General features: G+C 43.3%; 21 protein-coding genes. 10 read left to right on the forward strand and 11 right to left on the reverse strand.

Annotated elements, in window-relative coordinates; genetic code table 11:
- The first annotated feature begins 658 nt into the window (after window positions 1-658).
- From L1D60_RS20090 to L1D60_RS20105, 4 genes are all read left to right on the forward strand, one after another.
- On the forward strand, window positions 659-1,090 hold the full coding sequence (locus L1D60_RS20090) for an NUDIX domain-containing protein (protein ID WP_239842644.1): 432 nt from the start codon (window positions 659-661) through the stop codon (window positions 1,088-1,090).
- Between the two features lie 97 nt (window positions 1,091-1,187).
- Window positions 1,188-1,694, forward strand: coding sequence for a GNAT family N-acetyltransferase (locus L1D60_RS20095; protein WP_239842645.1), 507 nt, complete (start codon window positions 1,188-1,190; stop codon window positions 1,692-1,694).
- 208 nt (window positions 1,695-1,902) lie between these two features.
- Window positions 1,903-3,384 (forward strand): deoxyribodipyrimidine photo-lyase, encoded by a 1,482-nt coding sequence (locus L1D60_RS20100; RefSeq protein ID WP_239842646.1) that lies wholly within the window; start codon window positions 1,903-1,905, stop codon window positions 3,382-3,384.
- A gap of 76 nt (window positions 3,385-3,460) precedes the next feature.
- Window positions 3,461-4,150 carry a flavin reductase gene (locus L1D60_RS20105; RefSeq protein ID WP_239842647.1) on the forward strand — a complete coding sequence of 230 codons (690 nt, stop codon included), beginning with the start codon at window positions 3,461-3,463 and terminating at the stop codon, window positions 4,148-4,150.
- 31 nt (window positions 4,151-4,181) lie between these two features.
- Here the strand turns inward: L1D60_RS20105 and L1D60_RS20110 are convergent, their stop codons facing one another.
- The 3 genes from L1D60_RS20110 to L1D60_RS20120 all read right to left on the reverse strand — a co-directional run bounded on the left by L1D60_RS20110 (window position 4,182) and on the right by L1D60_RS20120 (window position 7,210).
- On the reverse strand, window positions 4,182-5,186 hold the full coding sequence (locus tag L1D60_RS20110) for a metal-dependent hydrolase (RefSeq protein WP_239842648.1): 1,005 nt from the start codon (window positions 5,184-5,186) through the stop codon (window positions 4,182-4,184).
- 320 nt (window positions 5,187-5,506) lie between these two features.
- Complete coding sequence (locus L1D60_RS20115) at window positions 5,507-6,172, reverse strand: fibrobacter succinogenes major paralogous domain-containing protein (RefSeq protein ID WP_239842649.1); 666 nt, start codon at window positions 6,170-6,172, stop codon at window positions 5,507-5,509.
- Window positions 6,173-6,319: 147 nt separating this feature from the next.
- Window positions 6,320-7,210 (reverse strand): AraC family transcriptional regulator, encoded by an 891-nt coding sequence (locus tag L1D60_RS20120; RefSeq protein ID WP_239842650.1) that lies wholly within the window; start codon window positions 7,208-7,210, stop codon window positions 6,320-6,322.
- Between the two features lie 186 nt (window positions 7,211-7,396).
- On the opposite strand from L1D60_RS20120, the gene L1D60_RS20125 reads away from it, so the two are divergent.
- Entirely contained in the window at window positions 7,397-8,365 is a 969-nt protein-coding gene (locus L1D60_RS20125) for an SDR family oxidoreductase (protein WP_239842651.1), read from the forward strand.
- A gap of 158 nt (window positions 8,366-8,523) precedes the next feature.
- Here the strand turns inward: L1D60_RS20125 and L1D60_RS20130 are convergent, their stop codons facing one another.
- A complete protein-coding gene (locus tag L1D60_RS20130; protein WP_239842652.1) occupies window positions 8,524-10,032 on the reverse strand; it encodes an NAD(P)H-hydrate dehydratase in 1,509 nt (502 codons plus the stop codon).
- A gap of 281 nt (window positions 10,033-10,313) precedes the next feature.
- On the opposite strand from L1D60_RS20130, the gene L1D60_RS20135 reads away from it, so the two are divergent.
- The 4 genes from L1D60_RS20135 to L1D60_RS20150 all read left to right on the forward strand — a co-directional run bounded on the left by L1D60_RS20135 (window position 10,314) and on the right by L1D60_RS20150 (window position 13,991).
- Entirely contained in the window at window positions 10,314-10,853 is a 540-nt protein-coding gene (locus L1D60_RS20135) for a redoxin family protein (RefSeq protein WP_239842653.1), read from the forward strand.
- 611 nt (window positions 10,854-11,464) lie between these two features.
- Entirely contained in the window at window positions 11,465-11,629 is a 165-nt protein-coding gene (locus L1D60_RS20140; protein ID WP_239842654.1) for a hypothetical protein, read from the forward strand.
- A gap of 422 nt (window positions 11,630-12,051) precedes the next feature.
- Window positions 12,052-13,077, forward strand: coding sequence for a DNA mismatch repair protein (locus tag L1D60_RS20145; RefSeq protein WP_239842655.1), 1,026 nt, complete (start codon window positions 12,052-12,054; stop codon window positions 13,075-13,077).
- The gene (locus L1D60_RS20150) at window positions 13,074-13,991 is read left to right on the forward strand and encodes an AAA family ATPase (protein WP_239842656.1); all 918 of its coding nucleotides are present in this window, start codon (window positions 13,074-13,076) and stop codon (window positions 13,989-13,991) included. Before L1D60_RS20145 ends, L1D60_RS20150 begins: the two co-directional genes overlap by 4 nt.
- Window positions 13,992-14,175: 184 nt before the next feature.
- Here L1D60_RS20150 and L1D60_RS20155 read toward each other — a convergent pair whose 3' ends face one another.
- The 7 genes from L1D60_RS20155 to L1D60_RS20185 form a co-directional block, all read right to left on the reverse strand.
- A complete protein-coding gene (locus L1D60_RS20155; protein WP_239842657.1) occupies window positions 14,176-15,009 on the reverse strand; it encodes a hypothetical protein in 834 nt (277 codons plus the stop codon).
- 98 nt (window positions 15,010-15,107) lie between these two features.
- The gene (locus tag L1D60_RS20160) at window positions 15,108-16,121 is read right to left on the reverse strand and encodes a substrate-binding domain-containing protein (RefSeq protein ID WP_239842658.1); all 1,014 of its coding nucleotides are present in this window, start codon (window positions 16,119-16,121) and stop codon (window positions 15,108-15,110) included.
- 219 nt (window positions 16,122-16,340) lie between these two features.
- Window positions 16,341-17,543: a type III PLP-dependent enzyme gene (locus L1D60_RS20165; RefSeq protein ID WP_239842659.1), complete on the reverse strand. Its 1,203-nt coding sequence runs from the start codon at window positions 17,541-17,543 to the stop codon at window positions 16,341-16,343.
- The gene (locus tag L1D60_RS20170) at window positions 17,536-19,401 is read right to left on the reverse strand and encodes an IucA/IucC family protein (RefSeq protein ID WP_239842660.1); all 1,866 of its coding nucleotides are present in this window, start codon (window positions 19,399-19,401) and stop codon (window positions 17,536-17,538) included. Before L1D60_RS20170 ends, L1D60_RS20165 begins: the two co-directional genes overlap by 8 nt.
- Window positions 19,373-20,581 (reverse strand): MFS transporter, encoded by a 1,209-nt coding sequence (locus L1D60_RS20175; protein ID WP_239842661.1) that lies wholly within the window; start codon window positions 20,579-20,581, stop codon window positions 19,373-19,375. The genes L1D60_RS20170 and L1D60_RS20175 overlap by 29 nt, the downstream gene beginning before the upstream one ends.
- A gap of 6 nt (window positions 20,582-20,587) precedes the next feature.
- Window positions 20,588-22,399, reverse strand: coding sequence for an IucA/IucC family protein (locus L1D60_RS20180; protein ID WP_239842662.1), 1,812 nt, complete (start codon window positions 22,397-22,399; stop codon window positions 20,588-20,590).
- Window positions 22,396-23,607, reverse strand: coding sequence for an ATP-grasp domain-containing protein (locus L1D60_RS20185; protein ID WP_239842663.1), 1,212 nt, complete (start codon window positions 23,605-23,607; stop codon window positions 22,396-22,398). Before L1D60_RS20185 ends, L1D60_RS20180 begins: the two co-directional genes overlap by 4 nt.
- A 241-nt stretch (window positions 23,608-23,848) precedes the next feature.
- Between L1D60_RS20185 and L1D60_RS20190 the strand changes: the two genes are divergently transcribed.
- Complete coding sequence (locus L1D60_RS20190; protein ID WP_239842664.1) at window positions 23,849-25,885, forward strand: TonB-dependent siderophore receptor; 2,037 nt, start codon at window positions 23,849-23,851, stop codon at window positions 25,883-25,885.
- Window positions 25,886-25,960 lie beyond the last annotated feature (75 nt).

The raw sequence follows: 25,960 nt of genomic DNA on the forward strand, positions 1-25,960 counted from the left end.
GGATAGTGATAACTAGGAAAAATTCGATAGAAATATTCTGTCTAATAGCGCTGTTATGCGTATTTGGGGATCATCTTAGAAGGAGATATCGTGTTTATTGAAAAGTATCAGTGGTTTTATGCCGCACTTTCAGGCTATTCAGCGACTTCGCTTTTAGTTCTTACAAACGTAAGTCCCGCAAACTTTGGCTTATGTTGGCCACCATTGCGTTCGCAATATGTTTACCTATATTCGCGACCTTTTCAATGACGTATTGGATATTTATAAAGTACAGAGTTCCTCAGAAGAATGTAGCTTTGTTAATAAATAGCCCAAAGAGCCAGAAAGTAACAACTTACAGTATGTATCTAATAGCATTTGCATCGCTATTTCTAATAATTCATCTAAGTTATATCGCCGGAGTTGCCGCTGCCGTAGCCTTGTATTTTAGTAAAAAATTTCAGTCTTACTGCTTATACAAAGTAGGCATAACAAATCAGTGGTTGGATGCTGTAGAAAGAAGTCCAGGTAGTGCACCTGATTTAGAACCCAACTAAAATACGCATACAAAGCGTTTGGCATTCTCAGTTTAATTCAGCTTTAGTAACCTCGGCACAATAGACTAAGTGATGGCGTTGCTCACTACATCAACGCTGTGTCATACACAAAGGAAAAGCCAGTGACTAAAAGGATTCAAAATAGAGAAGTTAAAGTGTGCCCAATAGTACTGCGCAAATCAGGCTCTACTTTAGAGTTGTTAGTATTCGAACATCCTTTGGCCGATGTGCTGTTAATAAAAGGTACGTTAGAACTGACAGACAGTTCAGTAGAAAGCGCAGCGCTTAGAGAGCTTGAAGAAGAGTCAGGTATATCCAAAGTTTCCAGTACTAAATACCTCAGAAGTTGGGAAAGTGGTTTCCAAAATCAACTTTGGCACTTTGTCCTGTGCGAAGTTTCGGAAAGTTTGCCAAACAACTGGACCTTCTACACACAAGATGATGGCGGCCACGAGTTCAATTTTTTCTGGCATAAACTCGGAGGTTATCTGGAATTTGATTGTCACAAGGTGTTTTGTAAAGCCATTAAACAAGTCGAAAATATATTTATATAACAGCCATACCTGAGCGATTCATGATATTTGGCACTCCCATTTAAACACGGCTCCCAAAGTCCACCACTAACCTTTACCACAATCAGAGGCGTTCTCAATGAAGTTAGTATGTAAAACAGAAAGATTGGTTATTCGCCAGCTTACGCTCAAAGAGGCGGGTTTTGTCATCCGTTTATACAATGATGAATCTTTTATCCGCAATATTGCCGATAAAAACATACGCACCATAGAAGACGCTGAAAATTACCTTACCAATGGTCCTTTGGCGAGTTATGAAACATACGGTTTTGGCCTGAACCTAGTCTCGTTACGCAAAACGGGGACACTTGTCGGAATCTGTGGTGTATTGAAACGCCCCGAGTTGGACAGTCCGGACCTTGGTTATGCATTTCTACCGGAATATTGTAATCAAGGGTATGCGACAGAGGCTTCTATTGGGGTACTTCAACATGCCGTTAAAGCTCTATCGTTGGATACTGTGCTAGCTGTTACCTTCCCCAGTAACAAAGGTTCAAACCGAGTACTAACGAAAGTAGGTTTTGAACTAAAGGGCACCATCGAATTGTATGGTTTAACGAACAACTTATATGAATACTGTACTTGAGATGACAGTGTACCGTCACCGAAACTCGCCGCTCACTTACAAATTGATTGACCCATTCAATCACACTCAATCTCTGCCAATATAGTAATGTCCCCTACCCTCTTCATCATGTGTACCCTTCAAATTCGCCAACTCTCGTCGTTACTTATCGGAAAAATTGAGACATTTTGTTTGTTGCTACGTAGTGGTTCAAAAAAAGAGATACCACATGGAAACAATCAACATCTTATGGTTCAAACGCGACCTTCGGCTCACTGACCACGCCCCTTTATCCAACGCACTGTCCTCAGAACATCCTACAATTTTGCTCTACATATTTGAGCCTTCATTGCTGAACAACCCACACTATTCAGAGAGGCATTGGCGCTTTGTGTGGCAGTCTCTTGAGTGTATGAACGAAACATTAGCTCATCACGGACATCAAATCTCTGTAATGCAGGGAGAAGCGTTAGAGTGCTTCCAAGAGATACAATCTAAGTACCAAATTGATACTGTTTATTCCCATCAAGAGATCGGCTTGAATTGCACCTTCGAGCGCGATCGCTTGCTCAAGGGATGGTTCGATACCCAAGGTATCGCTTGGCAAGAGTCTCAGCAGGGCGCTGTTTTACGTGGATTAACTAACCGAGAAGATTGGGATAAGAACTGGTCTTTAATCATGCGTTCCCCAATACTAGAGCTTCAAATAAATAGTAAACACTTACATACTCTAAATCCCAAGCAGATTAACCATTCGTTCAGTCCTCTCCCGTCATGGACGAGTTTAAGTTCAGGCATGCAAACAGGCGGAAGTAAGCTTGCATGGCTAACACTTCACGACTTCTTTAACCGTAGAGGTAAAGACTACTATCGCAGTATCTCTAGCCCAATCAGATCGAGAAATGCCTGTACCCGCTTGTCACCCTATCTTGCATGGGGAAATATATCGCTTCGCGAAGTCTACCAAGAGCTACTCAAACATTGGCACGTACCCGGCTTTCGTCGCAGCTTAATTGCCCTATCATCTCGGCTCCACTGGCATTGTCACTTCATCCAAAAGTTCGAATCTGAATGTGAGATGGAGTTTCGTTGCACCAACATGGCCTATGAATCGTTGCTCTCGCAATCTTGTGATACAGACCAAAAACATCTTATGGCTTGGAAAGCCGGTAATACAGGCTTTCCATTAGTCGATGCTTGCATGCGCTCCTTACATTACACCGGTTACATCAATTTCCGCATGAGGGCTATGTTGGTTAGTTTCCTTACCCACCATATGAACATGGATTGGCGCGAAGGAGTGACTCACCTAGCTCAACTCTTTCTCGACTTTGAGCCTGGTATTCACTATGCCCAGTTCCAGATGCAAGCGGGCGTGACGGGCATTAATACCATCCGTATATACAACCCTATCAAGCAGGCACAAGAACATGACTCAGAGGGTGAGTTTGTCAAAAAGTGGGTACCTGAATTACAACAAGTGCCTGTGCCACTGATATTTGAACCGTGGAAAATGACACAGATGGAAGCCGCGATGTATCAGTTAGAACAACACTCGCCATATCTCGCCCCAGTTTTCGACATTAACGAGAGAGCGCGCGAGGCGAGAGAACGACTGTGGTCTTGGAAGAAACGACCTGATGTTAAGAGCGAAGGAGCGCGAGTTCTAGCAAAGCATGTGCGTCAAACCAATAAACGTGCAACAAGTTGATCGCCGAGCAAACCTTTGACGTAGTAATCTCTTTAATAAGGCCTTCATCAAATACATTGAGACTACGGATAGACACATGAGAGAGCTAACTTTTTCACACAAAGATATTCAAACCATGGAGAAGCGTTTTCGTACTCGATTGGTCAACTCGATATCGGGATTTAAAAGCGTGAATCTTATAGGGACTAGAGACCAACAAGGACAAGAGAACCTCGCAATAGTGAGTTCTGTCGTCCACTTAGGCTCACACCCTCCCCTCTTGGGCTTTATTGTGCGTCCGTGTAAAACGCCAAGACACACGCTTCAAAACATCATTGAAACCAAGGCGTTCACAGTCAACAGCGTCAACGATAAGATTTTCCAACAATCACATCAGACATCGGCTCGATATCCTAAATCGGCGTCTGAGTTTAAAGAAGTAGGCCTCACACCATATTATGACGGTAATTGCCCAGCTCCATTCGTTTTAGAAAGCCGATTAAAAATCGCGTTAACTCTGACTGAACGTATCGACATAAAAAGCAATGACACGGTTATGCTGGTTGGGGAAGTAAACACCATTCATGTTCCACGAATGGCGATTATGCATGATGGCTTTCTCGACCTTGATGCGTTGGGTACTGTCACAGTTTCTGGACTAGATAGTTACCATAGGACGCAACGTATTAACCGTTTAAGCTACGCAAAACCAGATAAAAAGGTGTTCCCATTAACGACCGATGGTGAGCCGTCATCATGGGGTGCGGTCAACCCTGTTCCGGAATAGTTAACCTATCACCAAGCTTCTTTCTGGATATCTAATCTCGTCCCAAGAGCATGCTGATAAAGGCGTCTCTCGACTCAGGTGTTGTTTCCCTGTCTACCACGTATTTAACATGGTCACTGAAATTGGCATCTGGAGATAACTCAATACTCCAGAGTGCATCGATTTTATTCGGCACCATAGAATATCGCACATCGATAATCCGTTGCTGGTCGTATAGGTCTAACGCAAGAAAGCCACTAGAGAACCGAGAAAATCGGTCAATGTCTGCCATCTGCTGACTTTCTTCGGCTACCCACGGCAAATCAGTAACAACGTCAAGCTTAGCAGCAGATTCGCCAGGATAAGTTTTGACATGAACTCCAACCCTGACTGCATCAACAAAGTAAGAGTTATCGAATTCATAAACCACTTTCCAAAGAAGCATATTCGCTAAGGTTGGTTTTACTTGCAACATTACCGGTGTATGTTGCCGTTTGAGTGCTATCTCCCACCCAATGGTTTCCGCTCTCTGTTTTTGAACCGCACCGATGGTCAGATAAACAAGCGCCCAACTCATAGCAATGCGAGCGAGCTTGGGCTTAAACCTCCAAAAGGCACCAATAACCAGCACCATCAAAGGAAGCGTAAACATAGGGTCGATAACAGAAATAACGTTTAAGGAAATACGCTCATTGGATATTGGCCAGAGCAACTGCGTCCCATAACTGGTGCAAGCGTCCAGTACACCATGAGTGCTGTAACCCAATGCACAGTAGAACCATGTTTGAAGGAGAGTTAGAGCGTTTCTTTGAGCAAAAATGTTATACAGAACCAGAGCGCAGAAGAGGCTACCGAAAGGTATGAACAACAAAGAGTGAGTAAACTGTCGGTGATACTCCAAGAATAACAGAGGGTCGTGGCTCGATCTGATCAGTACATCTAGGTCAGGTGCCATACCAGATATCCCGCCTAGTATTGCCACTGCCCTTAAGTTCTTTCTTTTGCTTACTGACAATGCCAATGCTGCACCCAGCATCCCTTGCGTCAATGGGTCCATTTATAGCTCTTTGATAGCATTCATATTAATGAGTCATACTATTTAGCGTAGACCCATATCAACAATAGCGGGAACAAAAGACATACGAACAAAAACGTGACACTGTCCCTTTATCACAACTTTAGCCAATAGGTACGATTTCACACAAGTTCCATCACAAGCAGAACTCAAAAATGCACTAAAAATTGTCAATGTTCAGGCTGAACATTGTCGTTATTACTCCCCTACAGTAATAAATATTCTCACGAACATTTAGGATTATTGACGATTTCGATGAGAGTCGTGACACGCCCTCACTTTCGAAATACCCATTGATATCGCTAAATCTTCACGCACCGTACAGAAAACATGTAGTCCTTGGAACTCGTGGCACGTCTTATTTCGCCTTTGTGTGCATTCCACCACGAGTACGCCAAGGTGCGAATATACGCTTTCTTTTCCGTCGTACTACTTCCAGTCCAGAACTCACTGTACGCACCTTGTGTAATGTACCAACCATTCCACTTTACTCCGGCAGGTCGAGCAAAAAACCGCTGCTTGTTGAGCTGTGATTTATCAATTTTTTTAAATGGCCCATCAACTTGGGACTCTTTCAGCTGTAGTCCTAGATTTTGCTCCCCGCCTCGCCAGCCCTCTACACCAAGTTCTTCATTTGGCATACCAATCGCTTTTTCTAGTGCCATCCAATCTTCATCGCTGGCAACTCTCCACCCTATTGGACAGATATTTCTGGGATCGGAGACATCATGCCAGTCATATAACCTGCCGTACTTCAATAAGTTCTCTGGGGCGTCTTCTGGAATAACCGCTGACCTTATATCAGAGCCATCTTGAAATTTGGTGCTCCGTAAGTTTTCCGCTAGCCATACCTGGTCACCGATAGTAACAGTGCGATAAGTATTTCCTTCTTTGTCTGTAACTGTTTCTTCCAAGTCATACAGTTCTTTATTAATGTCATTCGCAGATGATGCAGCAGTCACAGCCATACAAACTCCTATACATAAAATACGCTTTTTCATAATCACTAACCGTTATCGAATAGATGATTAAGATTAGCGGTGAGCGAACTCTTACGCTAGGTGACATACTCTTTAAAACTTGCCCATTTGTCTCATTCACTCACTGCCAAGAAATCATGCAATATTATTGACCAACCCTTTTGCTTTAACCCACTGCTTCGGTGATTGCCCATATAGACGTTTGAACTCTCGGCTAAACTGAGATGAACTCACGTAACCTACTTCCATAGCAGCCTCGCTGACATTTGTGCCCGTCGCAATTTTCATTGCAGCGCTATTGAGGCGCATCGATTTCATGAACTGAATGGGAGACATGTTTGTTGCCTGCTTAAACTTACGATGCAACACTGCCCTACTCATCCCAACTAACGATGCCAGTTCATCAATCGAAACGTTTTTCTCCAGGTTCATCGATAAGTGCTCAATAGCTCGCGCGATACCATTACCTACACTGAACGCTTTCCTCACTGAAGGGCCACAGTCTCCTTTTAACACCGCATAATAAAGCTCTCGTAAGCGACCTTCCCCTAACACCACAGAATCAGTGACATTGTCACTTATGGTTACAAGGCGATATAATGCATCCGTAAATTCTTCATCCCAGTCTGAAAGCATTAGGCTCTGTGGGTTAATAGATGATTGAAAACCAGATTCACACCCTTTTGTCTCTTCCATTTCAATAGTCAGTTCTTTCATAACCTTGGTATCAAGAGAGACATAAACTCCGATTAAGGGATCATCTACTGATGCTTCTGGCGTACCGGCTTCTACCGGAAGTGAAGCGACGCAACACATGTACTGTTTGCTGTCGTAAACATATCGGTCACCTTCTAGTATCGCTTCCTTTTTTCCATTCAATATAACAATCAAAGCTGGGTCATAAATCGCCGGTGCACAAGGTACTGCGTTCGTTACTTTGAATAAATGCACCCCATTAATTCTACTTTCAATCATGCCATCTGTTGTCAGTCGATTGGCAACCCAATCTTTTAGATTTTGCTTCATCTTTTCTTCCTTAACACCACAACGATATAAATAGGCAATTTTTAGAGATCAATCCGCGTACAATTCACACTCACTGAGAGTTATAGTTCATTTCATCCAGAAATACTATCATCGACAGTGCACGCACGTTTAACCTTAAGTGCTCTAGTCTCAACACATTTTCATATGCAGAGTGAGGTTACGATAATGACAACTAAGCAATTCGGTAACAAAGGTTGGACACCCGATCAGATTGGTTCTCTTTCAGGAAAAACCTATGTGATTACTGGAGCAAACAGTGGAACTGGTTTTCAAGCGTCACATGTACTCCTATCAAAAGGCGCTCAAGTCATAATGATGAACCGAAATAGAGATAAGTCACTACAAGCCATTGCTGATCTTAAAGCTAGCTTGGGCCAAAATATCAACGTCAGCTTTATACGGATGGACCTTGCTAGCTTAACTTCAGTCAGAACAGCCGCATCGGAACTGCTTGAAAAAACGGCGAAAATTGATGCACTTATCTGTAATGGCGCCATAGCTCAAGTCGCAAAGCAAGAGTTCACTAGTGATGGATACGAAAGCCAACTAGGCGTTAACCATTACGGTCATTTCTTACTGTGCGGATTGCTATATCAACGTTTAGAAGAAAGTAACGGGCGAATCGTCGTTGTTGGGAGTACCGCATATAAAATGGGTAAGAAACGCATTCAATTTGAAGACATTAACTTCAACGATAGATACACAGCATGGGACTCGTACGCTCAAAGTAAGCTCGCTCAAGTAATGTTTGCTTACGAGCTACAGCGCCGTCTTCAACGTGCGAGCAAACCGGTACAAGTTCATGTATGTCATCCCGGAGCCTCCAGAACCAACTTACTAAAGGACACTGCGAGTACATTCAACAAAGTGTTATGGGCCGTCATGTCGAGAGTTATAGCTCAATCAGCAGAGAAAGGCGCGTGGCCCCAGTTACTATGTGCGACACAAGATGGATTAACGACAGAAACTTTATATGGCCCAACTAAACGCGCTGACACAGTTGGACCAGTAGACGTGAATGACCTTGATAGAATTGCACTGGATGAAGAGATGGCAGCAAGACTCTGGACACTTTCAGAGAAAGCGACATCTTTCACTTGGGATCTGAGTTCTCCTAGTCTCACCACACATTAGACAAGCAAAAATCAAACTCTTGAATCGGAGTGAGTTTATATACATCGACTGTTTCGAACTTCAATTAGAGAGCAACTTTCGACAATAAATTACGGTTTAATTTTGTCAATGTTCAGCCTGAACATTGACAAAAAGCGAGGCAAAATAGCCGATCAAGATTATCCATCTAAACGGTTAATGATATGACGAAGAGAATCTAATACGTCAGATGCCATCATACCTACTTGTCCATACTTACTGGCATTGTGGTCAGCAGCCATGCTGTGAATAACGCTACCTAATATTGCTGCATCAATAGGTTTATAACCTTGTGCCAGTAGTGACGAGATAACACCGGCAAGTACGTCACCCATCCCACCAGTCGCCATTCCAGCATTACCTGCGTGACATACTACCGTTTTTTGACCATCACTAATTAAGGTTCCCGCTCCCTTGAGCACTGTGACACATTGATACTTTTGACATAGCTTCTCAACTGAGAGATAACGATCGGTTTCAACGTCTTTGGCACTGCAATTGAGCAACATTGCGGCTTCACCAGGGTGGGGCGTAATAACAGTATTTACTATCATACGGGCATCTAGGTCATCTTGAGCTAACCAATACAAGCCATCCGCATCTATCACTTTAGGTACGTTGTAAGCTCGACTCATCACCTCATCATAAGCATGTTTGCCCCAATCAAGTCGACTTAAACCCACACCTAAACAGATACTTGTGCACCAATCTAGTCTTTCTGATAATTGCTCAACATCTGACACCATAGCTTCAGGTAACAAAGAACGCATAGGGAAACAGCTAGATTGATGAACAATAGAGGCCAGCAACCCCGTCCCGGAACGCAACGAAGCTGCAGCGGCGAGATACGCAGCACCACTCATGCCGTCACCGCCGCCAACAACCAATAGGCGCCCGTGGCTACCTTTATGTGAGTCTTGTGCTCTAGCTTTCAACCTATCTCGCCATCTTGCACTCGTGAGCAAAGCATTTGGTGCATTATGATCAGCAAAGACTCTATCTACACTTAGCCCTGCAAACAGCAACTCCCCAACATGACTTCGGGCTTGAGCCGTAACTAAGCCTCTTTTGAGGGCAATAAAGGTGACAGTCGCATTTGCCTTAACCGTCGTTCCAAGCTGTCTACCGGTATCGCTATCTAGCCCTGATGGAACGTCGATTGAGATGATAGGGCAGCTAGACTTGTTCAATGTGGTGATGACAGACTCAGCATACTCCCTCAGTTTGCCAGTAAGCCCAGTCCCCAAAATTCCATCAACAATGAGATCGATACTATCGTCTAGTTCAAAGTTTGGTTCGTGCACTTTACCGCCAGCAGATCGAAAGAGTTGCTCTGCAGACCTCGCATCTCCACTTATCTTTTGAGATGAACCAACTTGCCATAAGGTCACCTTATATCCTGACGCCAATGCTAGTCTTGCAACAACATAGCCATCACCGCCATTGTTACCCGTTCCAGTAACCACCAGAATATGACGACAGTGTTCATACCTTTGCTGAATAACAGAAAATACTGACTCTCCAGCTCGCTCCATCAATTTATACATCGATATACCAAGAAGGTCTGCGACTCGTTTCTCTCCCTGTCTTACCGTATCAGATAAATACAGCTCTTCAGGTAGTTCTGATGTTACCAAGCTTGTAAACATTAGGGACCTCGAAGACTAATGATTGGTTCTATTTAATTAAAAGCATATAACATTGTTTAGTGATTTGATGTGGCCTATCGAACAACATCTGTACAAAAACAATTTGTGCAGCGAAACGACAATCAAACCTGTCAGTGTTCAGCCTGAACATTGACAAAAAAAACGCCTCATGTGGGTGATGGGTGGGGTAGGTTACTAAATGCTAACTGCTTGTCGCTAAAGGGAATCACTTCTATATTTGAAGTGGTTTAAGAATTCAAATTCGATAAAAAGGGAACCAAATGGGGCAATCAAATAAACTCAAAGCAGGAGATTCGTTTCCTACTATTAATGCTACTTTACTAGACGGAACAAATGTCACCTTAGGTGAACCAAAGTCAGGAATGACATGGCAAGCTGTGTTTGTCTATAGAGGTAAGCACTGTCCATTATGTACCAAATACCTCAATGAGATTGAAAACTACAAACAAGCCTTCAACGATGCAGGTGTTGATATTCTTGCAGTCTCTGCAGACGCAAAACATCAAGCACAAGAGCAATTAGAGAAACTCGATATCTCTTTCCCAATCGCTTACGGACTCACTGAAGAACAAATGAAAACGCTAGGCGTCTACATTTCGCTTCCACGCTCAGAGCAAGAAACCGATCATAACTTTGCAGAGCCAGGATTATTCATCGTTAATGAGAAAGGGGAGTTACACGTCGTTGATATTTCAAATAATCCTTTTGTGCGTCCAGAACTAGGAGCATTAACGCGCGGTTTAGCTTGGATACGAGATCCTAATAACCATTACCCAATTCGTGGCACACTAGATTATTAATCTAGAATTGAAGTTAAAAAGCCAGCTAAGTAAGTAACTTAAGCTGGCTTCTATTCATCTATAACAAAGCGACATCGACAAGACTAATGTCAATGTTCAAACTAAACATTAGATTTAATAACAATAAGTGAATGCGCTTGATATCTCATCACAGCGCAAGTGTTACGGTGTAACCTGGTATTCAGTCTATCTTTATATAGTTACGAATACAGAAAGAACAATACACTAATTAGTTGTGACGGATATTGTCTATTAAAAACAACAAACTAAAACTCATCAAGAACATCTATATTATGACCATTATACTGGACACAATATCATCAATAATCGGTTAATGTTCAGCCTGAACATTGACAAAAAATTAACATACCAAACTACGTATTTCTTTGACTACTGATGATCAAACAATATTGATATAACACATATAACGATGATCTGAACATTAAGATCAAAACACCATAAAACCTACAGTAAATCTTCCTCAGATCAATCTACTTCGTTAAATGTTTATATCTAACGACATAGAGATAATGACATTTAACGATCTTACACAATGAATTTAATTTCGTTCATTGAAAGAAAAATATCGCCGATCTCAAAAAGAACAAATGATGAACAAAAAGAGTGTTAAACAACTGAAGTTTGTCGATAAACTCAACAGCTCATTGCAAAACTCTCTTGAGTTTTGTAATGAGATTTTGAGTCACCGACAGAACCTAAGTGAAGTTGGTATTGTTTTGAAACTAGATCCTAAAGGTTCTAGTTTCTTAGTGTAACGCTTTAAGTAACGACATTTACCGATTAAACGTAGATATTAGCCGATTAGATATAAATATTTACCGAAAATCTAATAACATTAGACGATCTAGCATATAAACATTTGCCGATCCCGATTGTTTTAATATCAACATTAACCGATCGCACATGAATCAAGATCTTAATTTGCTAAAGGTCAATGATCATCAAGCGATCCAAGCCTATAAAGTAACCACAACACGCATCATAAGGGAAGAGAACGGTAAATAAAGATCAACCCATAAGAACTAAACATTTACCGAAGTAACTAAACATCTGCCGATGTTTATAGGTGGTTATTGTGATCTACTATCAACATTTACCGATTTGATATGGATATTTACCGAAGTTAATGAGTTAATCGAAGATCTCTGTTAGACTGATAAAATCGTATCCATAGGTAATGATCATGACTTCATCATCCAGCTTAACCGTTATTAATGAAGAAGATCGAAAGAATCGATTCATCTCATCCATTTTGTTTTCTAGAGCAACGATTTTTCATCCCGCATCTCGGTTAACATCAACTATGCAGTCTAAGTTGGTTGAGATTGCGCAGAATGGTGGTACGGATCTTAACTATCCATTAGAAAGTGTGAACATCAATAGCTACGGTAAAAATTTTAGAGTTGATCTTCATGTTGACTATTTACTGCAACCTCACCGCGATATCTTAGAAACAATGTTGGCCTACGCACAAACCATCCAATTGGATGATTCTTCTTATGAAGCAGGTGCTCGGCTGACCTGGTCACAGGTATATCAAACAATTACCGATGGCAATGTATCGGATACACAGGAGGATGGCTTTGATTCATTTATTGATCGAGACGCAACAGTTCTCTCGATGAGTATGTATGAATTGGCTACGCGAATGGGAATGGCAACCACAAGAGCTAACTATGATCAAATTGAGCGTAGAATCACTCAATTGGCAACTGCACATCTAGTGATCAATGAACTCGATGATGATCAAAACGTAGTCGGTAAAAAACCACTGGAATTTGTACAAGATTACCGCTTCTATTGTGATCGTAGCAAATTCAAGACCGGTCGTAAGACAACCAAGAACTTAACCAATCATGTGTTTTTGGTTCCTGATATGCGTCTGCTACAGGCCATTCGTGATCATGGCTACTATTACCGCCTCGAACAACACAAAATGACGAACTACAGCAAGCCATCAGTCCGCTCATTTTTAAAGTACATAACTACACATAAAGCTGAGTTTCTTCATAACAAAAAGTTTGAGTGGGCGCTAGATAGCTATATTCAGTCTATAGCTTCAAAAGTTAGCCACAGCTTCCGTAGCGATCTTAGAAAAGATCTGTTAGCGAATGCAGTACAAATTGAAAAAGACTTTAGCCTACAGTTCCGAGATGTCGGCAACGGTATTCAGATTTTCTATATCGGAGAAAGTGAATCATGATAACTCAATCTCTTGATACGCTGATGTCGTCACGTGCAAGTCAAGAAATGAGCTTTAGCCTAAAAGGTTTACTTAAAGGTCATGTGGGGATGTTGATAGCGGCCCCAAATGTTGGTAAATCTCACTTAGCACTATGCATTGCTATGGAACACGCCTCTTCGATGACCCTATTGGGTATGAGCGCGGCCGATAAACCCGCTAAAACACTGGTTTTGAGTTCGGAGGATGGGGCAGGTGTTATACAAACCAGAATGAAAGATAAGCTAGCAAGTTGTACGCCGACAATACGCTCTGAACTGAAGAATAACTTGCATTTTATGACCGATATTGAGCCTATCGTTATACCGCCTGACTGCTCACACCAAGAACAAATAGAGCATCAGCAGTACTTGGCCCAACTTAAAGAAACATTTGCTCAATTTGATTTAGTGATTATCGATACCGTAACAGAAGCAATCGGGCGATGTGAGGAAGTGAAACACGACAGACTGATTAAGAATGTATTTCAGTCACTAGCCAATGATTCAGGTGCAAGTCTATTGCTAGTGCATCACGTCAATAAAGATGAAATTCGTGGTAATCAAGAGATAACCATGGCGTCTGGAGCAGGGCTTACATCAGTAATGCGTTTGACTAAGTGCTTATTCACGCTAAAACGCAGCAAAGACTTAATGTCGATTAAGTATCTGAAAAGTAATTATCTACCGGAAAACGAGAATCAAGAGTTTGCGGTTGAGGTACGCCAAAGTCTGACGATAAACCCTGAGTTATACAATCCGAAAGCACGTGCTAGTAGCAAAGGGGTTAGAACGACGACTCGGATTAAAGCCGCGCCAAAATCCATTACACTGTCTGGGACCATCCCCGAGCAGGAAGAGATCGAAGAGCGCAAGAACCTGCGTGATGTGCTCTAGTCAATTTCTGGCGTTAAGACCTTTCTATGAGCAGCTCAAATAAGAGCTGCTTTTTTGTTTGAGCTCGTTTGACCTGTCTACAGGTTTCAGGTTTAGACTCTGCGCCTTAATCCAATAAGTAGAGGCAAGGTTGAGTCAATTCGAAAGTGGTCACGCGAGCCGTAATACAGGCACACGTTTTGAACTATTTCATTAGGCGCTTGATCAACAAAGGCTGTAGGTAAATTGGAAGCTGAAGAGCACCAACAAGAGGCAAGAATAGAGGACCTAGATAGGCACCTGCAATGGTGTAGGTGAGGAGCACGTTTCGGTTTCCTGATGTGATTGCGGCAATCTTCGCACCATCGCGATCGGTAAAATTGAATATGAGGTAAGCGGCAACGAAAAAGCTCAGGCACAAAACGAAAGCCAGCAGGAAAAGTTGTAGCGCGAACTCTGAGTTTGTATCCCATAATTGACGATAATCGCCCATCAAGCCGAGTGGGAAAAGAAACACCAGCATGATGTTGTACTTAGCTAGCTCAGTATGCACTTTTTTGATCTTAGATTGATCAACGCAGGCGTGGATCAAAAAAGAGAGGATAATAGGGCCGATGATATAGATTATTAACTTGATTGAGTAAGCCTGCATGTCTAGTTCAAAGTGATCGTCATATGTCCACCACAGCGTTGCGTAGAGAGCCACAGGCTTTAATAGCGTAGAAGTAATGGTATATGTCATGGCTGAAAAGTAATCCAAGCCAATGGAGCGCACAATTGCAGGTGTTGCAAACAGGGAACCAGTAGCAGCGACTCCTAACATCGCCAATGCGAGATCCTGATCTAAGCTAAAAATCATTATCGCCGCTCCACAAAGAGCCATCATCCCGAAGGTGTGTATCACAGCATAGAGCCAGCCCTTTGGACGTATCAGGGATTTAAGTAGCGCTTTTTGATCGAGGCCGACTAAGGTAAAGAACATCAAAAAGAATAGGACAAACGGTAATACTTCAAAGACATGCATTGAGAGGCTAGGCATGAGAAAACCTAGAAAGCAAAATGCTATGAGTAACCATGGGGCTTTACTTGATATGTAGTTGAGCATAATTCCGTGTCATTTAGGGCGCAATAGTGCCCTTAATCCTTTATGTTTGCAGTACCAACAGAAGAACGTTGCACCAAGATCGGCATAAATAACTTGCGATCTTTTTTCTCCATTTCTTCCTTGTTTGCGAGTTGCAGTGAGAGTTTGACGGCTTCGTTTGCCATCACTTGGATTGGATAGCGAATGGTGGTTAATCGCGGGTAAATGTAGCGTGCAATATGACCATCATCGAAACCAATGACTGACATATCTTGAGGAATTCGGACACCATTTTCTTGAAGCAGAGTCATACATCCTGCTGCCATTGAGTCATTGTAAGTCGCAATGGCTGTGATTGGTGTATTGCGAGCCATTAAATCGACCATAGCTTGCTCGCCACCAGTTTCGTCAGGCTCACCATACTGAATGTACTCTTCGCGAGGTTCAATGCCATTATCACGCAGGGCATTCAAATATCCTTCACGGCGATCGCGAGCGTCGTCGATATCATGACTAGAGCACAGGTAACCAATATGTTTATGGCCATTGCGGATAAGGTGCTCCGTCGCGATGTAGGAACCTTGGCGGTTATCAAGAGCAACACAACGCGCGGCTATCTGATCAACAACACGATTGATAACCACCATGCCTGGTATTTCATCTGCGAGTTTGGTGAGTTCTGCGTCTGACATCCCCTTACTGTGAACGACTAATGATTCACAGCGGCTGTTGATCAAAAGGTTGATGGCATTGCGCTCTTTCGTGGCGTCATGGTAACCGCTGCCCACCAGCAACTGTTTTTCTTGCTCACTCGCAATGGTATCAATGGCTTTGATCATTGAGCCAAAGAAAGGTGCCGACATATCATTAACCAGCACACCGATAGTATTAGAAGATTTGCTCACTAATGCTCGAGCGTTCGCATTGGGACGATAGCCCAATTTTTTCATCGCTTTTTTTACAGCAATAATGGCCGATTCGCTGGTGTGTGGAGCGTTGTTAAGAACTCGTGAAGTGGTAGCAATGGATACGCCAGCTTCTTTCGCGACGTCTTTGATGGTTGCCATAGTGGACTCAGAACTAAAAATTTTGAGCTATTTAACAATGTGTAGCGGTCGAACTCAAACAGTTAAGTAATAATTATCGCTATACATCATGAATTTAGATGAAAAAGCGAGCTCAATTGAACTCGCTTTTTTATGTTTATAGTTCTCTACAGCTGATATGTATAGATGTTTAGTCGCTTGGAGCATGAGCGACGTTGTATCACCATCATAGCCTTGGTTTTAGAAGTAATGGAATAAAGGCGGCTCATGCATCAAAAAGTTCTGGTGAGAAATGTTCCATGCATATGCTCCTGCTAAGGTGAACACAAGATAATCACCGATGTCGATGCACTCAATGTTTTGGTTTCGAGCGAGTACGTCTTTTGGTGTGCATAACTGACCAACTAAATTGGCAGTAGTGTGTTGGATTGGATTCGAAATGGTCGAGTGCTGATGATTGTGGATGACAGCAAAAGGGTGATCATGGCTTTGTGCTGCTGGTGTACGGAAATGGTGCGTGCCACCACGAGCAATCACAAAGTTTTCGCCAAGATTCTGTTTGATGTCTAACACTTCCATCACATAGTAGCCGCAAGGCGCAGAAATATATCGTCCACACTCAAAGCGTAGTTTCCAATCTTGCATGTGTTCTTCAGCGATCAAGAATTCTAATTTGTCGCAAAATTCTATCCACGGGAAATGTTGGCTAGGATCTTGGTAATTGATCCCCATGCCTCCACCCAGGTTAATAATGAGGTCTTCAAGCGAGTATTGTTTCTTCCACTGCTTAACCACTTGGAAGTAACGTTGAACGAGTGCTAAGTGACGACCAACATCGAGTTGATGTGACATTAGGTGGAAGTGGAAGCCTTTCAGCTCTATCAATGGGAAATCACGCAGATGCATGATGGCGTTATCCAACTCAGCTTCATCGAAACCAAATGGAGTCGGTTTTCCACCCATGGCTAGCTTGCTGAGTGTGATGTCGCCAATATCGATATTCATGCGCAGAAAGATGGAAGCGGGTCGATTCAACTTTTGTGTTAAAGCTCCGATTCGCTGAAGTTCCGTAATACTTTCAACATGGATGGCATCGACATCAAGTTGTATTGCTTGTTCTAATTCGCTTGGCATTTTACCTGGACCACCAAAGATCAGCGGTTTATTAAGCTCTTGCTGCTGAAGGTGGCTAAGTTCTCCGCCAGATGCTGCCTCAAAACCATCAACGTACGGTGCTAAAGTTTTCAATATCGGTGCTGAAGGGTTCGCTTTTGCGGCATAAAATAGTTCCACATTTTTAGGTAATACATGGCGCATCTGTTTGATGTGCTGTTCAATTGCATTTAGGTCATACAGGTAAGCACACAATGGTTGATTTTGCTGCGTCGCGAGCTGCTTTACTTCTTGCTCAATGTACGAAGGAAGTTGAGTTGGGTTAGTCATGACTTTGTCCCTTGTTTAGAGCCGTCCACGGTGTTGCAATGAGTGTGTAACCTGACTCTTTGTCGGCATTTTGCATCAAACGAGTGGTGAAGTTGTTTTTACTTGGGAAACAGCCGCCATCAAGTAAGGAGACTAACTCTGGCTGTTTGCCATTGATCGACTGCCAGCGCACGATAGCTGCTTTCAGTGATCTCCATAATGTCTCTTCAAGCTTGGCGTTTTCTTCAGCAATAAAGAATATGGCTTCACTGATGTTATTAATAAAGGTGCAGTAGCCAATGCGATTCCAGCCTTGTTCTCGGCTGTAGTAAACCGATTGTCGGGCTCTTTCTGAAAGCTGTTGTAATTTCTCTGATGGCCAAAATTCAGGTAACAATTTTGTACCTTCTAGATCACGAATCCACACGCAACATGGCATACCTTGTTCTAAACCAATTAGCGTGTTTTGTAGATGAGGCTCAAATGCGACTCCATGTTTGAAGTAGTAGTTAAACACACCTGGAACCAAGCAGTGTAAGTAGCGCTCGAACCACAAGGTTGCGAGATTTTCATACTGGCTCTGTGTTGATATCGCTTTCTGTTTTAGCTGGGTAGCTATGCAGCTGTTTCCTTCTCGGTCATAAGCAAATAACGAACCTGCTAATGTCGGTTGTAGAATATCGATTTCGCTGAGTGTGAAGTTTTCGCGATATAAAATGCCAAATGATTCACGAGCTTTAATGATGTCGTCATGCTCTTGCTCAGCAATCGATCCTAGATTCAGTGTCGTTGCGTATGGCTCACTCATCACCTTGAATACAGGGTTACGCAGCTGCTCACCCTCTTTTATCGAACGTAGAATAGAGGTTAGCTGAACGGCGCTGTCGAGTTCATACCATGCGTTTTTGCGAACACAGTTGGTCAAGCGCACATTGATGGAAAACTTCGCAAACCATTCCATATCTGGGTGATAAAGAGTACGCACAGATGAAGTGGGTAACAGTTTGTCTCCACTTAAGCCTAATGGTGTAATTTTTCCTTGTTCAATCGCACGTTGAACTGCTGGATTTTGTAGAAGTGTGTAGCTTTCCCAAGGGTGGCACGGATAAAGTAATTTTGATTCTGAATCACTTTCTCTTGGAGCCAATTGTTCGAGCATCGCTTTAGGTGATGTACGCGTATCTGAGCGTAATATATCCAGTAAAGTTGCTTCCACCTCAAACCAATACAGAGGTACTTGCGCCCCAACTTCTGGGGAACAAGCCAGCAAGTCATCCATGCTTACGCCAGAGCGACTTTTTGGTGTTGGATGAAAAGTGTGTCCCCAGAGTAGCGACTGTTCTGAAGCGATAAAGGCATTGTGCTGTTGATGAGGATTGTCGGCATTTAGGAACTGTTCGGTGACCAGTAAGCTATTCTGCATTTGTTCAATCAATTCGTTATTGAACGGGATCATCAACATTTGTTTAAGGTAGTTGAGCAACAGTGTCAGGGTTTGAGTCGCGTCCAATTTAGACCAGCCAGCTCCGGCTGTTTTCAACCAAGGTGCATCCGAAAGTTTTACTTTTCCTAGCTTACTCATGTATTCAATAGGTAAGACTAACAGGTCACTCTCGTGTGCCCGGTTCTGCTGAGGAAGGTGTATTGCCACGCGTTGCTGGGCTACATAGTTCCTTTTTAATGTCTGCGGAAGTGATGCCGAGCTGAAACTCCATTCAACTTGATTATTGGGTATTGCATATTCACGAAGGTAACAGTTCACTACACCCATAATGGTATTTAATTGGGCTTTTTCTTGATTTAGCTGAACCTGGCTGAGGTTTATCTGCGCATTGTTCTTAGCTTGGTTCTTAGTTGGAGATGAATGAGTGTTTAACATGTCGATGTCCAAATTTTGAAAGAATGATCATTGCGATAGCAGTACTAAAGCTGATCAAAGTAGAAAGTAAGAAAGGAACCTCAAGCCAGCCCAAGCTTGATATAAAAGACGCGCTTAGCCCCGCGGCAACACCGCCCCATTTAGACATGGCATCAAAGCGCGAAAATATCTTGCCACTTTGCTGTCGGTCGATTTGGTTGGCTAAGGCTTGATGCAGCCCTTGGTAGCAACAGACCATACCAAGTCCAAAAACAACTCGTGCGATGATCAGCGTTGTTTGGTCGGGTATCAGGTGCATCGCAGTACTGACTGAGAGCAAGCCAAAACCAAGGTACAAGGTATTTTGTGGATGACGGCGGTTGAGCCACTCTGAAAACAGATGAATTTTTCCGGCAAAGAGTAAGTAAACACCGTGTGGAAGGGCGTATAAAAAGCCTATCCACGCAGGGTTTGTTACCCCGTATTGCTGCACAAAAGGTGAGAAATAGGGGAAGGTGACGACCATAGAAAAAGCAAAGCAGAACTGTGCACCGAATACCCAGTAGAGATTGTGAACGGGCTTCTGTGTTGCTTGTTCTGTTTGAATTGTTGTTTGGCCTTTAACTTCTTTATCCGCATCCAATTTCACGATGCTATCAGCAGGGAGCGTTAGTGTGATAGCCAATGCTAACAAGGGTAAGGCAGACAACCACAGATACGCATTCAGCGGATTTGTCTCCGATAAGCTCCAACCTAGGCCGATGGGCGCGACGATCAACGCCAAACGTGCAGAAAGCTGAGTCTTATTCAGTGAGGTACCGAGAGTCTTTGCGTCTTTAATTTGACTTGATAGGTAGCTATTAGAGGCGGCCATGGTGCCGCCAAAGGTTCCTTGAACAATAAGACCAAACACAAACATCGCTATATTGTCTGCCAAACCACACAGAGCAAATCCCGCAGCAAGTCCTAACTGGGCTCGTAATAGAGAGCGACGTCTGCCAAATTTATCAGCAAACTGCCCCCAAAATCGTGCAGCTAACGCAGTACAAAAGGTTGGCAAAATAAACAAAATGCCAGCCCAGTCTGAATCAATATGTGCGCCAAGTGTCGGTAATACCATAGGCAAAAACAGAGGCATGCCTAAGGCTGCAAATGCTGCGATGAAGTGGCAGAGCAGCACGCAATATATGAGTTTGGTCATGTTGGATTAGCTCACGCTCTGTTTGATGGATTCTAGATAAGCGTGTTGTGCTTCTTCACTGGTAAGTAGTAAGAAGTTAGGAGCCGATAACCCATAGAATTTGTTGATATCGCTAGCGCCGGAGGCTTCTTTCGAGAGCAAACTGCCTGAGCTCAATAAATATTTTGCATACAGGTTCGGTGATTCAAATAGCATCTTGTTGGCAAGTGTTACGTCAAGACCTTGATTACGAAGTTGCTCTAGCTGTCGTGAGAGGCTAGCTGCCACTATGTTGTATAGGTCAGCAGATGGCGCAATTGCATGCGCGGCCATTGCTTCAACAATCGCTGCAATATCGAGCTGTAACGTGATGGTAGTGAACATCTGACCAAGAGCCAGCTCATCGTTTACTTTGATGCGCTGATCCAGTAATTGATCGCACTTAACGGGTGAGAGGTGTTCAAAGTTTCTAAATCGCTCAGGCCAAATTCGCGCTGCATCATTGTCCTTCATCGCTAGGGTCATTTTTCCCTGCGCATCGAACGCTATAATGGCGTTCTGTTGGTTGGACTCCAATGCGATGCCGTAGCGGAGCCATAATCTCAGATGGACTTTCGAAAGTAGGTCAACGTAATCCTTAAACCAAGTTAACGTGTCGTTGTGATTATACTGCTCAGCGAGGTGCTCTAAGAACAAGCGTCCATCGGGCATTGGGCTAGCAAGCGCGGCAACAGGAACGAGAGCTTTGTCTTGCGAATGGTTTAATGGATATTCACGTACGATGTAAGCGAAGCTCTTGTCGTCTCCTACGTGACCACCGTGTTTCTCATTACAATGAAATAGCGTGCCTTGTAAATCGGTATCACTTTGCTCTAAGTGCGTTAACAGGCACTCAAACCAGTGTCCGTCATAAAGAGTCGAAGGCTTGATTAAGCGAATGTTTTTGGTACCTAGGGAACGCATGATAAGCGGTACTTTGATGTGAATGTGTGGTGCAGAATCCACAACGACGGTACGTACTGATAGTGTAGGCGTAACATCAAGGTATGGAGTAGGGGCTTCAATAATCCCTTCGGGAAGAGACTCAAGGCTTTGCAGTGTCAATGGGTGGGCCGGGAATAAGTGATGACTCAGAGCAAAGTCGCCCGGTAGACCCACTTGCTCCATGGTAGGCCAGCATAGTGGTTGCGAACTGGTCAGAGTGACGAGTGACTTATCAATCGCTAGCCAACGTAGAGCGAAGCTTTGTGCAAACTCTGGCGCATATTGTTCGAGGTCTGTATCGCTCAAACCAAATTTTGCGCGAGCGGTTGGATAATAAGGGTGATCAAGGTATGACGCGATCTGATCAGCGCGCAGCAGTTTTTGATGCCAATGCTGTAGTTGAGAGATCGGCTGGATCAATGATTCAGAATGTTGTTGGAAAGCGTTATCACATAGTGCTTTGTGTTCCTCCGCACATTCCAGTTCCTGTAAGTAACCGTCTAGCAATGGATGAGAGCTTTCGTGTGCACATGCCTTTAGTAATTTAATCCAATCATGATAGTCGTGTTGAAGTTTAACCTGCCCCTTTTCCTCGATGATCCAACCATTGCAAGCCATATCATTTGGAGAACCGTATACCCAGCGTTGCATGTAGTAACTTGGAGTCACGGGTAGATAAAGCGTGAAATCCGAATGTGAAAAGACAGCCCATACTTGTTCACTCGGATAATTCGAAACAGTAATAGCGGCAGAAACTTTAGCTCTGAACTGACTTTTAGACACTAATCCAAATAGGTCTTCACGAAGGCAAGTATCCACGAGTCGCTGAGTTAGGTATGAAGCATTGCCATTCATGCGGTTACCTCGTTGTTTGGTGTTAGATTGAATCGAGAAATGGTGCGTTGAAGAACCGCATCTAGAGCTTGTCCTGAAGGCGACACTATAGAAATTCGCGCCAAGTAATCTTTGTTTGAAAAGCTTTGTAGGAAGGTATCACCTGGGTGTTTGAGCACTTGCTGCTGTATGACAATATCCCCATCTTGATGAATGAAAGACGTGGATGTTCCCTCTATGACGCCACTCTGCTTTGCGACAACATAGTGGACATCTGCACTGCCAGCTATTTGGAATGAAGGATCTAGCTTGTTGCCAAGATGTAGGCTTAAGATGGTGCTAAACCATTTCCCACCACTTAGATTGTCGAGTAAGAACTCTCTACCATCTCCAATGCTCCGATAGTTTATTTCAACTAATACTGGGCCTGACTCTGTGATGATGAATTCGCTGTGACAAACACCAAAGCCGACGCCAAATGCCTGTAACTGCCTGACGCACTCATCCTTAAATTGAGTGCTGTTGCCGCCATTCCAAGTGGCACCGGTTTCAATAAAGAATGGAGGCTCAGAGAGATCTACATTAAACCCACCAAGTGCCGTAAAGTTTTCTCCGTCTCCCAAGGTTTCTACGGTGATAAGCGGTCCCTGCAAAAAATCCTCAACCAAGATCGGGCTAGTTGGGTGTTTCTGCCAAAAGCGCTCGCAATAACTTTCCAGCTCAATCTTAGAGTTACAAAGCTGGACGTCTAGGCTTGCCACGCCCTCTCTGGGTTTGGCGACGACAGGAAACGTAAAGTTCAACGTAGAGTCGGTGTCGTGGTAGATCAATTCACTTTGCACATTGGGCAAAGATTTTTCGTTCAGAACTTGGCGAGTGAGGTGCTTGTTCTTTGCTTGTAACGTTACGGTCCAATCTTTTGCTGGCAAACCGAAGAATTGAGCGCATATGGCGGTAGAGGTTTGCAAGTGATCACTGTTACTAAAAACAGCGCTAGGTTTCAGATCTTGTTCGGTAATGGTTTCGATAAGTGCAAGCGGATTAAATACATCACATTCAAGAATGGCGTCTGGGCTAAAACGCTCGTCATTGTTTCTCAATTTTAGATGGTTGAGCTTGTGATCTGTGACCAAAGTGACGTGAAGACCCATGGCTTTTGCTGTCGGTACGAAGCCGTGAGTGACAGCATCATTCACGACATGACTTACGATAATAATCGTAGATTTCATTGAGCTTTCCTAATTTTCCAAAGGTTGTCGTTACCTGCTCACAACTTACTTTCAAGTGGTCTCTTTCTTGTTTTTGGTGAAGAGTATTTTTCTATCTTATTGTTTTTATTGATAACACTGTTAATAGCTCTGTTGCATATTGCCACGCAAATATAGATCAAAAAATATTTATTGCAAATATAAATGATATTTGTTTTCATTCGCGTCGTTGTTACTTTGTAAACTAAAATGGAATTAGTAAATGAACATGAAATTGCCCCTGTCTCCGCTTGCATTAGCAATTGGTGGAGTCCTGACGAGCGTGACTATCATTCCAACTGCAACCGCTGAAGAACAGGTTATTGTGGATGAAACACTGCAAGTTATTGGTCATCAATACGAAGGATATGCTGAGCATATGCCGCAGTCGGGAACGAAAACGGATGTTGAATGGTTGGATGTTCCGCAAGCGGTTTCTGTTGTGACAAAGACAGAAATGGAAGACCGAGGCGCGGTACGTTTAGTGGATGCACTCGATGGTGTTGCGGGTGTGAATAATACCTTAGGTGAAGGCAGCCGAGACCAATTCGTTATTCGTGGTTTTGATGCACTTAATGACATGTATCGAGATGGGATGCGTGACGACGGAACTTTACAGTCCTACCGAAGCCTGGCGAATATCGAGCGTGTTGAAGTGGTGAAAGGGCCTGCAGGTGCACTTTATGGACGAGGTTCTGCTGGTGGTATTATTAATTTAGTCACTAAACGTGCTAACGGTGATAACTTTACAAGTGTTAAAGGCAGTGTGGGCAGCAATAGCCAATTTGTAGGCCAGTTAGACAGTTCGATGGCGTTTTCTGACAAGGTAAATGGACGCATTAACGTTGAGCACCGCCAAGCGGATTCCTATGTTGATCATGTGGATTCTAACGATTTCTTTATCGCCCCAACGATTCGAGTGATGCCTTCTGATGGACACATTATTGATCTCGACGTTGAATATGCTCACCAAGAATTAGTGCCTTACCGTGGCGTTCCATCCAAAAATGGTAAACCAGTCGATGTATCCGAAAGTTCTTTTTACGGCGGTACCAATGATTATCAAGAATCGGATAGTATTCGCGTTGGTATTAATTATGAGTGGCACTTGAACAGTGACTGGGTATGGACAAACCGCGCAGCATACAACCATATCGAGTTAGAACAAAAAGGGACGAGACAAGGGACCGTAACCGGGGATCAAGTCTCTCAAACCGTAAATAATTTTGGTTACGATCCTCGAACGACAACAACATTACAGTCTGAGCTTGTTTGGGAAACCGAATCCAACCAAATGATGATTGGTGCCGACTACAACCAAATCAATATCGATCTTACGCTCGCAAGCGACAAAACCTTACCACCGAAAGATATATACAACCCTGTCGCAGGCCCAACACCCGATCCAGGCTTCAAACCTTTCCGAGACAACACAACAACAACGACAGGCGTATATATTCAAGATGTCTACACCTTTGGTGATCTTTCAGTGATCGGTAATGTGCGTTATGACTCCATGGAGCTTGAACAGCAAAAATTCGGCGCAGAAAAAGAGAACCTTGACGATAACAAAGTTAGCTACCGTGGTGGCCTAGTCTATCGCGTGACAGACGATATGTCTGTGTATGCAAGCTTAGCCCGTTCATGGCAGTTGCCTTATTCAGGTATTTATATCAACCCTAAGTTGGCTGAATTCTTCCATACCGATCTAAAAGAAGTGGGTGCAAAAGCTTATCTACTGAATAGCGCATTGATGCTAAATGCTGCGGTTTTCCAAATTGATCAAGAGCAACCGCAAACTAATACTGACGGGGATGTGATCAGCAAGATTGAAGCGCGTCACCAAGGTATCGAACTGGAAGCTCGCGGTCAGATTTCAGAGCAATGGGATATTTCGATTGGGTATAGCTTCCTTGATGCTGAAGATAAAGATACAGGTAAAAAACCAAACGATGTGTCTGACCACCTCTTCTCGCTGTGGAGCACGTATCAGTTAGATGATAACTGGCGTTTAGGTGGTGGTGTTAAATACGTCGGTGATCGTTATGCAGGTAATAATGAAGCGGTCGCATTAGGGGATTACACCACGGTTGATTTGATGGCGGCTTACACCACGGGTCGTCATAAAGTCCAAGCGAATGTTTATAACGTCTTTGATGAGAAATACATTCTAGGTGCGACTAATGGCACATCTGGCACGAACCAGATTGGTTACGGTGCTCCTGCCGAATTCATGCTCAGCTATGGTTATCAGTTCTAAATGTCAGTTGAGTTTTAAACATTATTGCTTTGTTTGCTAGCAAATAGCGAACAGTTTTGGCCTCACTTTGAGGCC

The organism is Vibrio sp. Isolate30, assembly GCF_022397975.1.
In the GTDB taxonomy this organism is placed as follows: Bacteria; Pseudomonadota; Gammaproteobacteria; order Enterobacterales; family Vibrionaceae; genus Vibrio; species Vibrio fortis.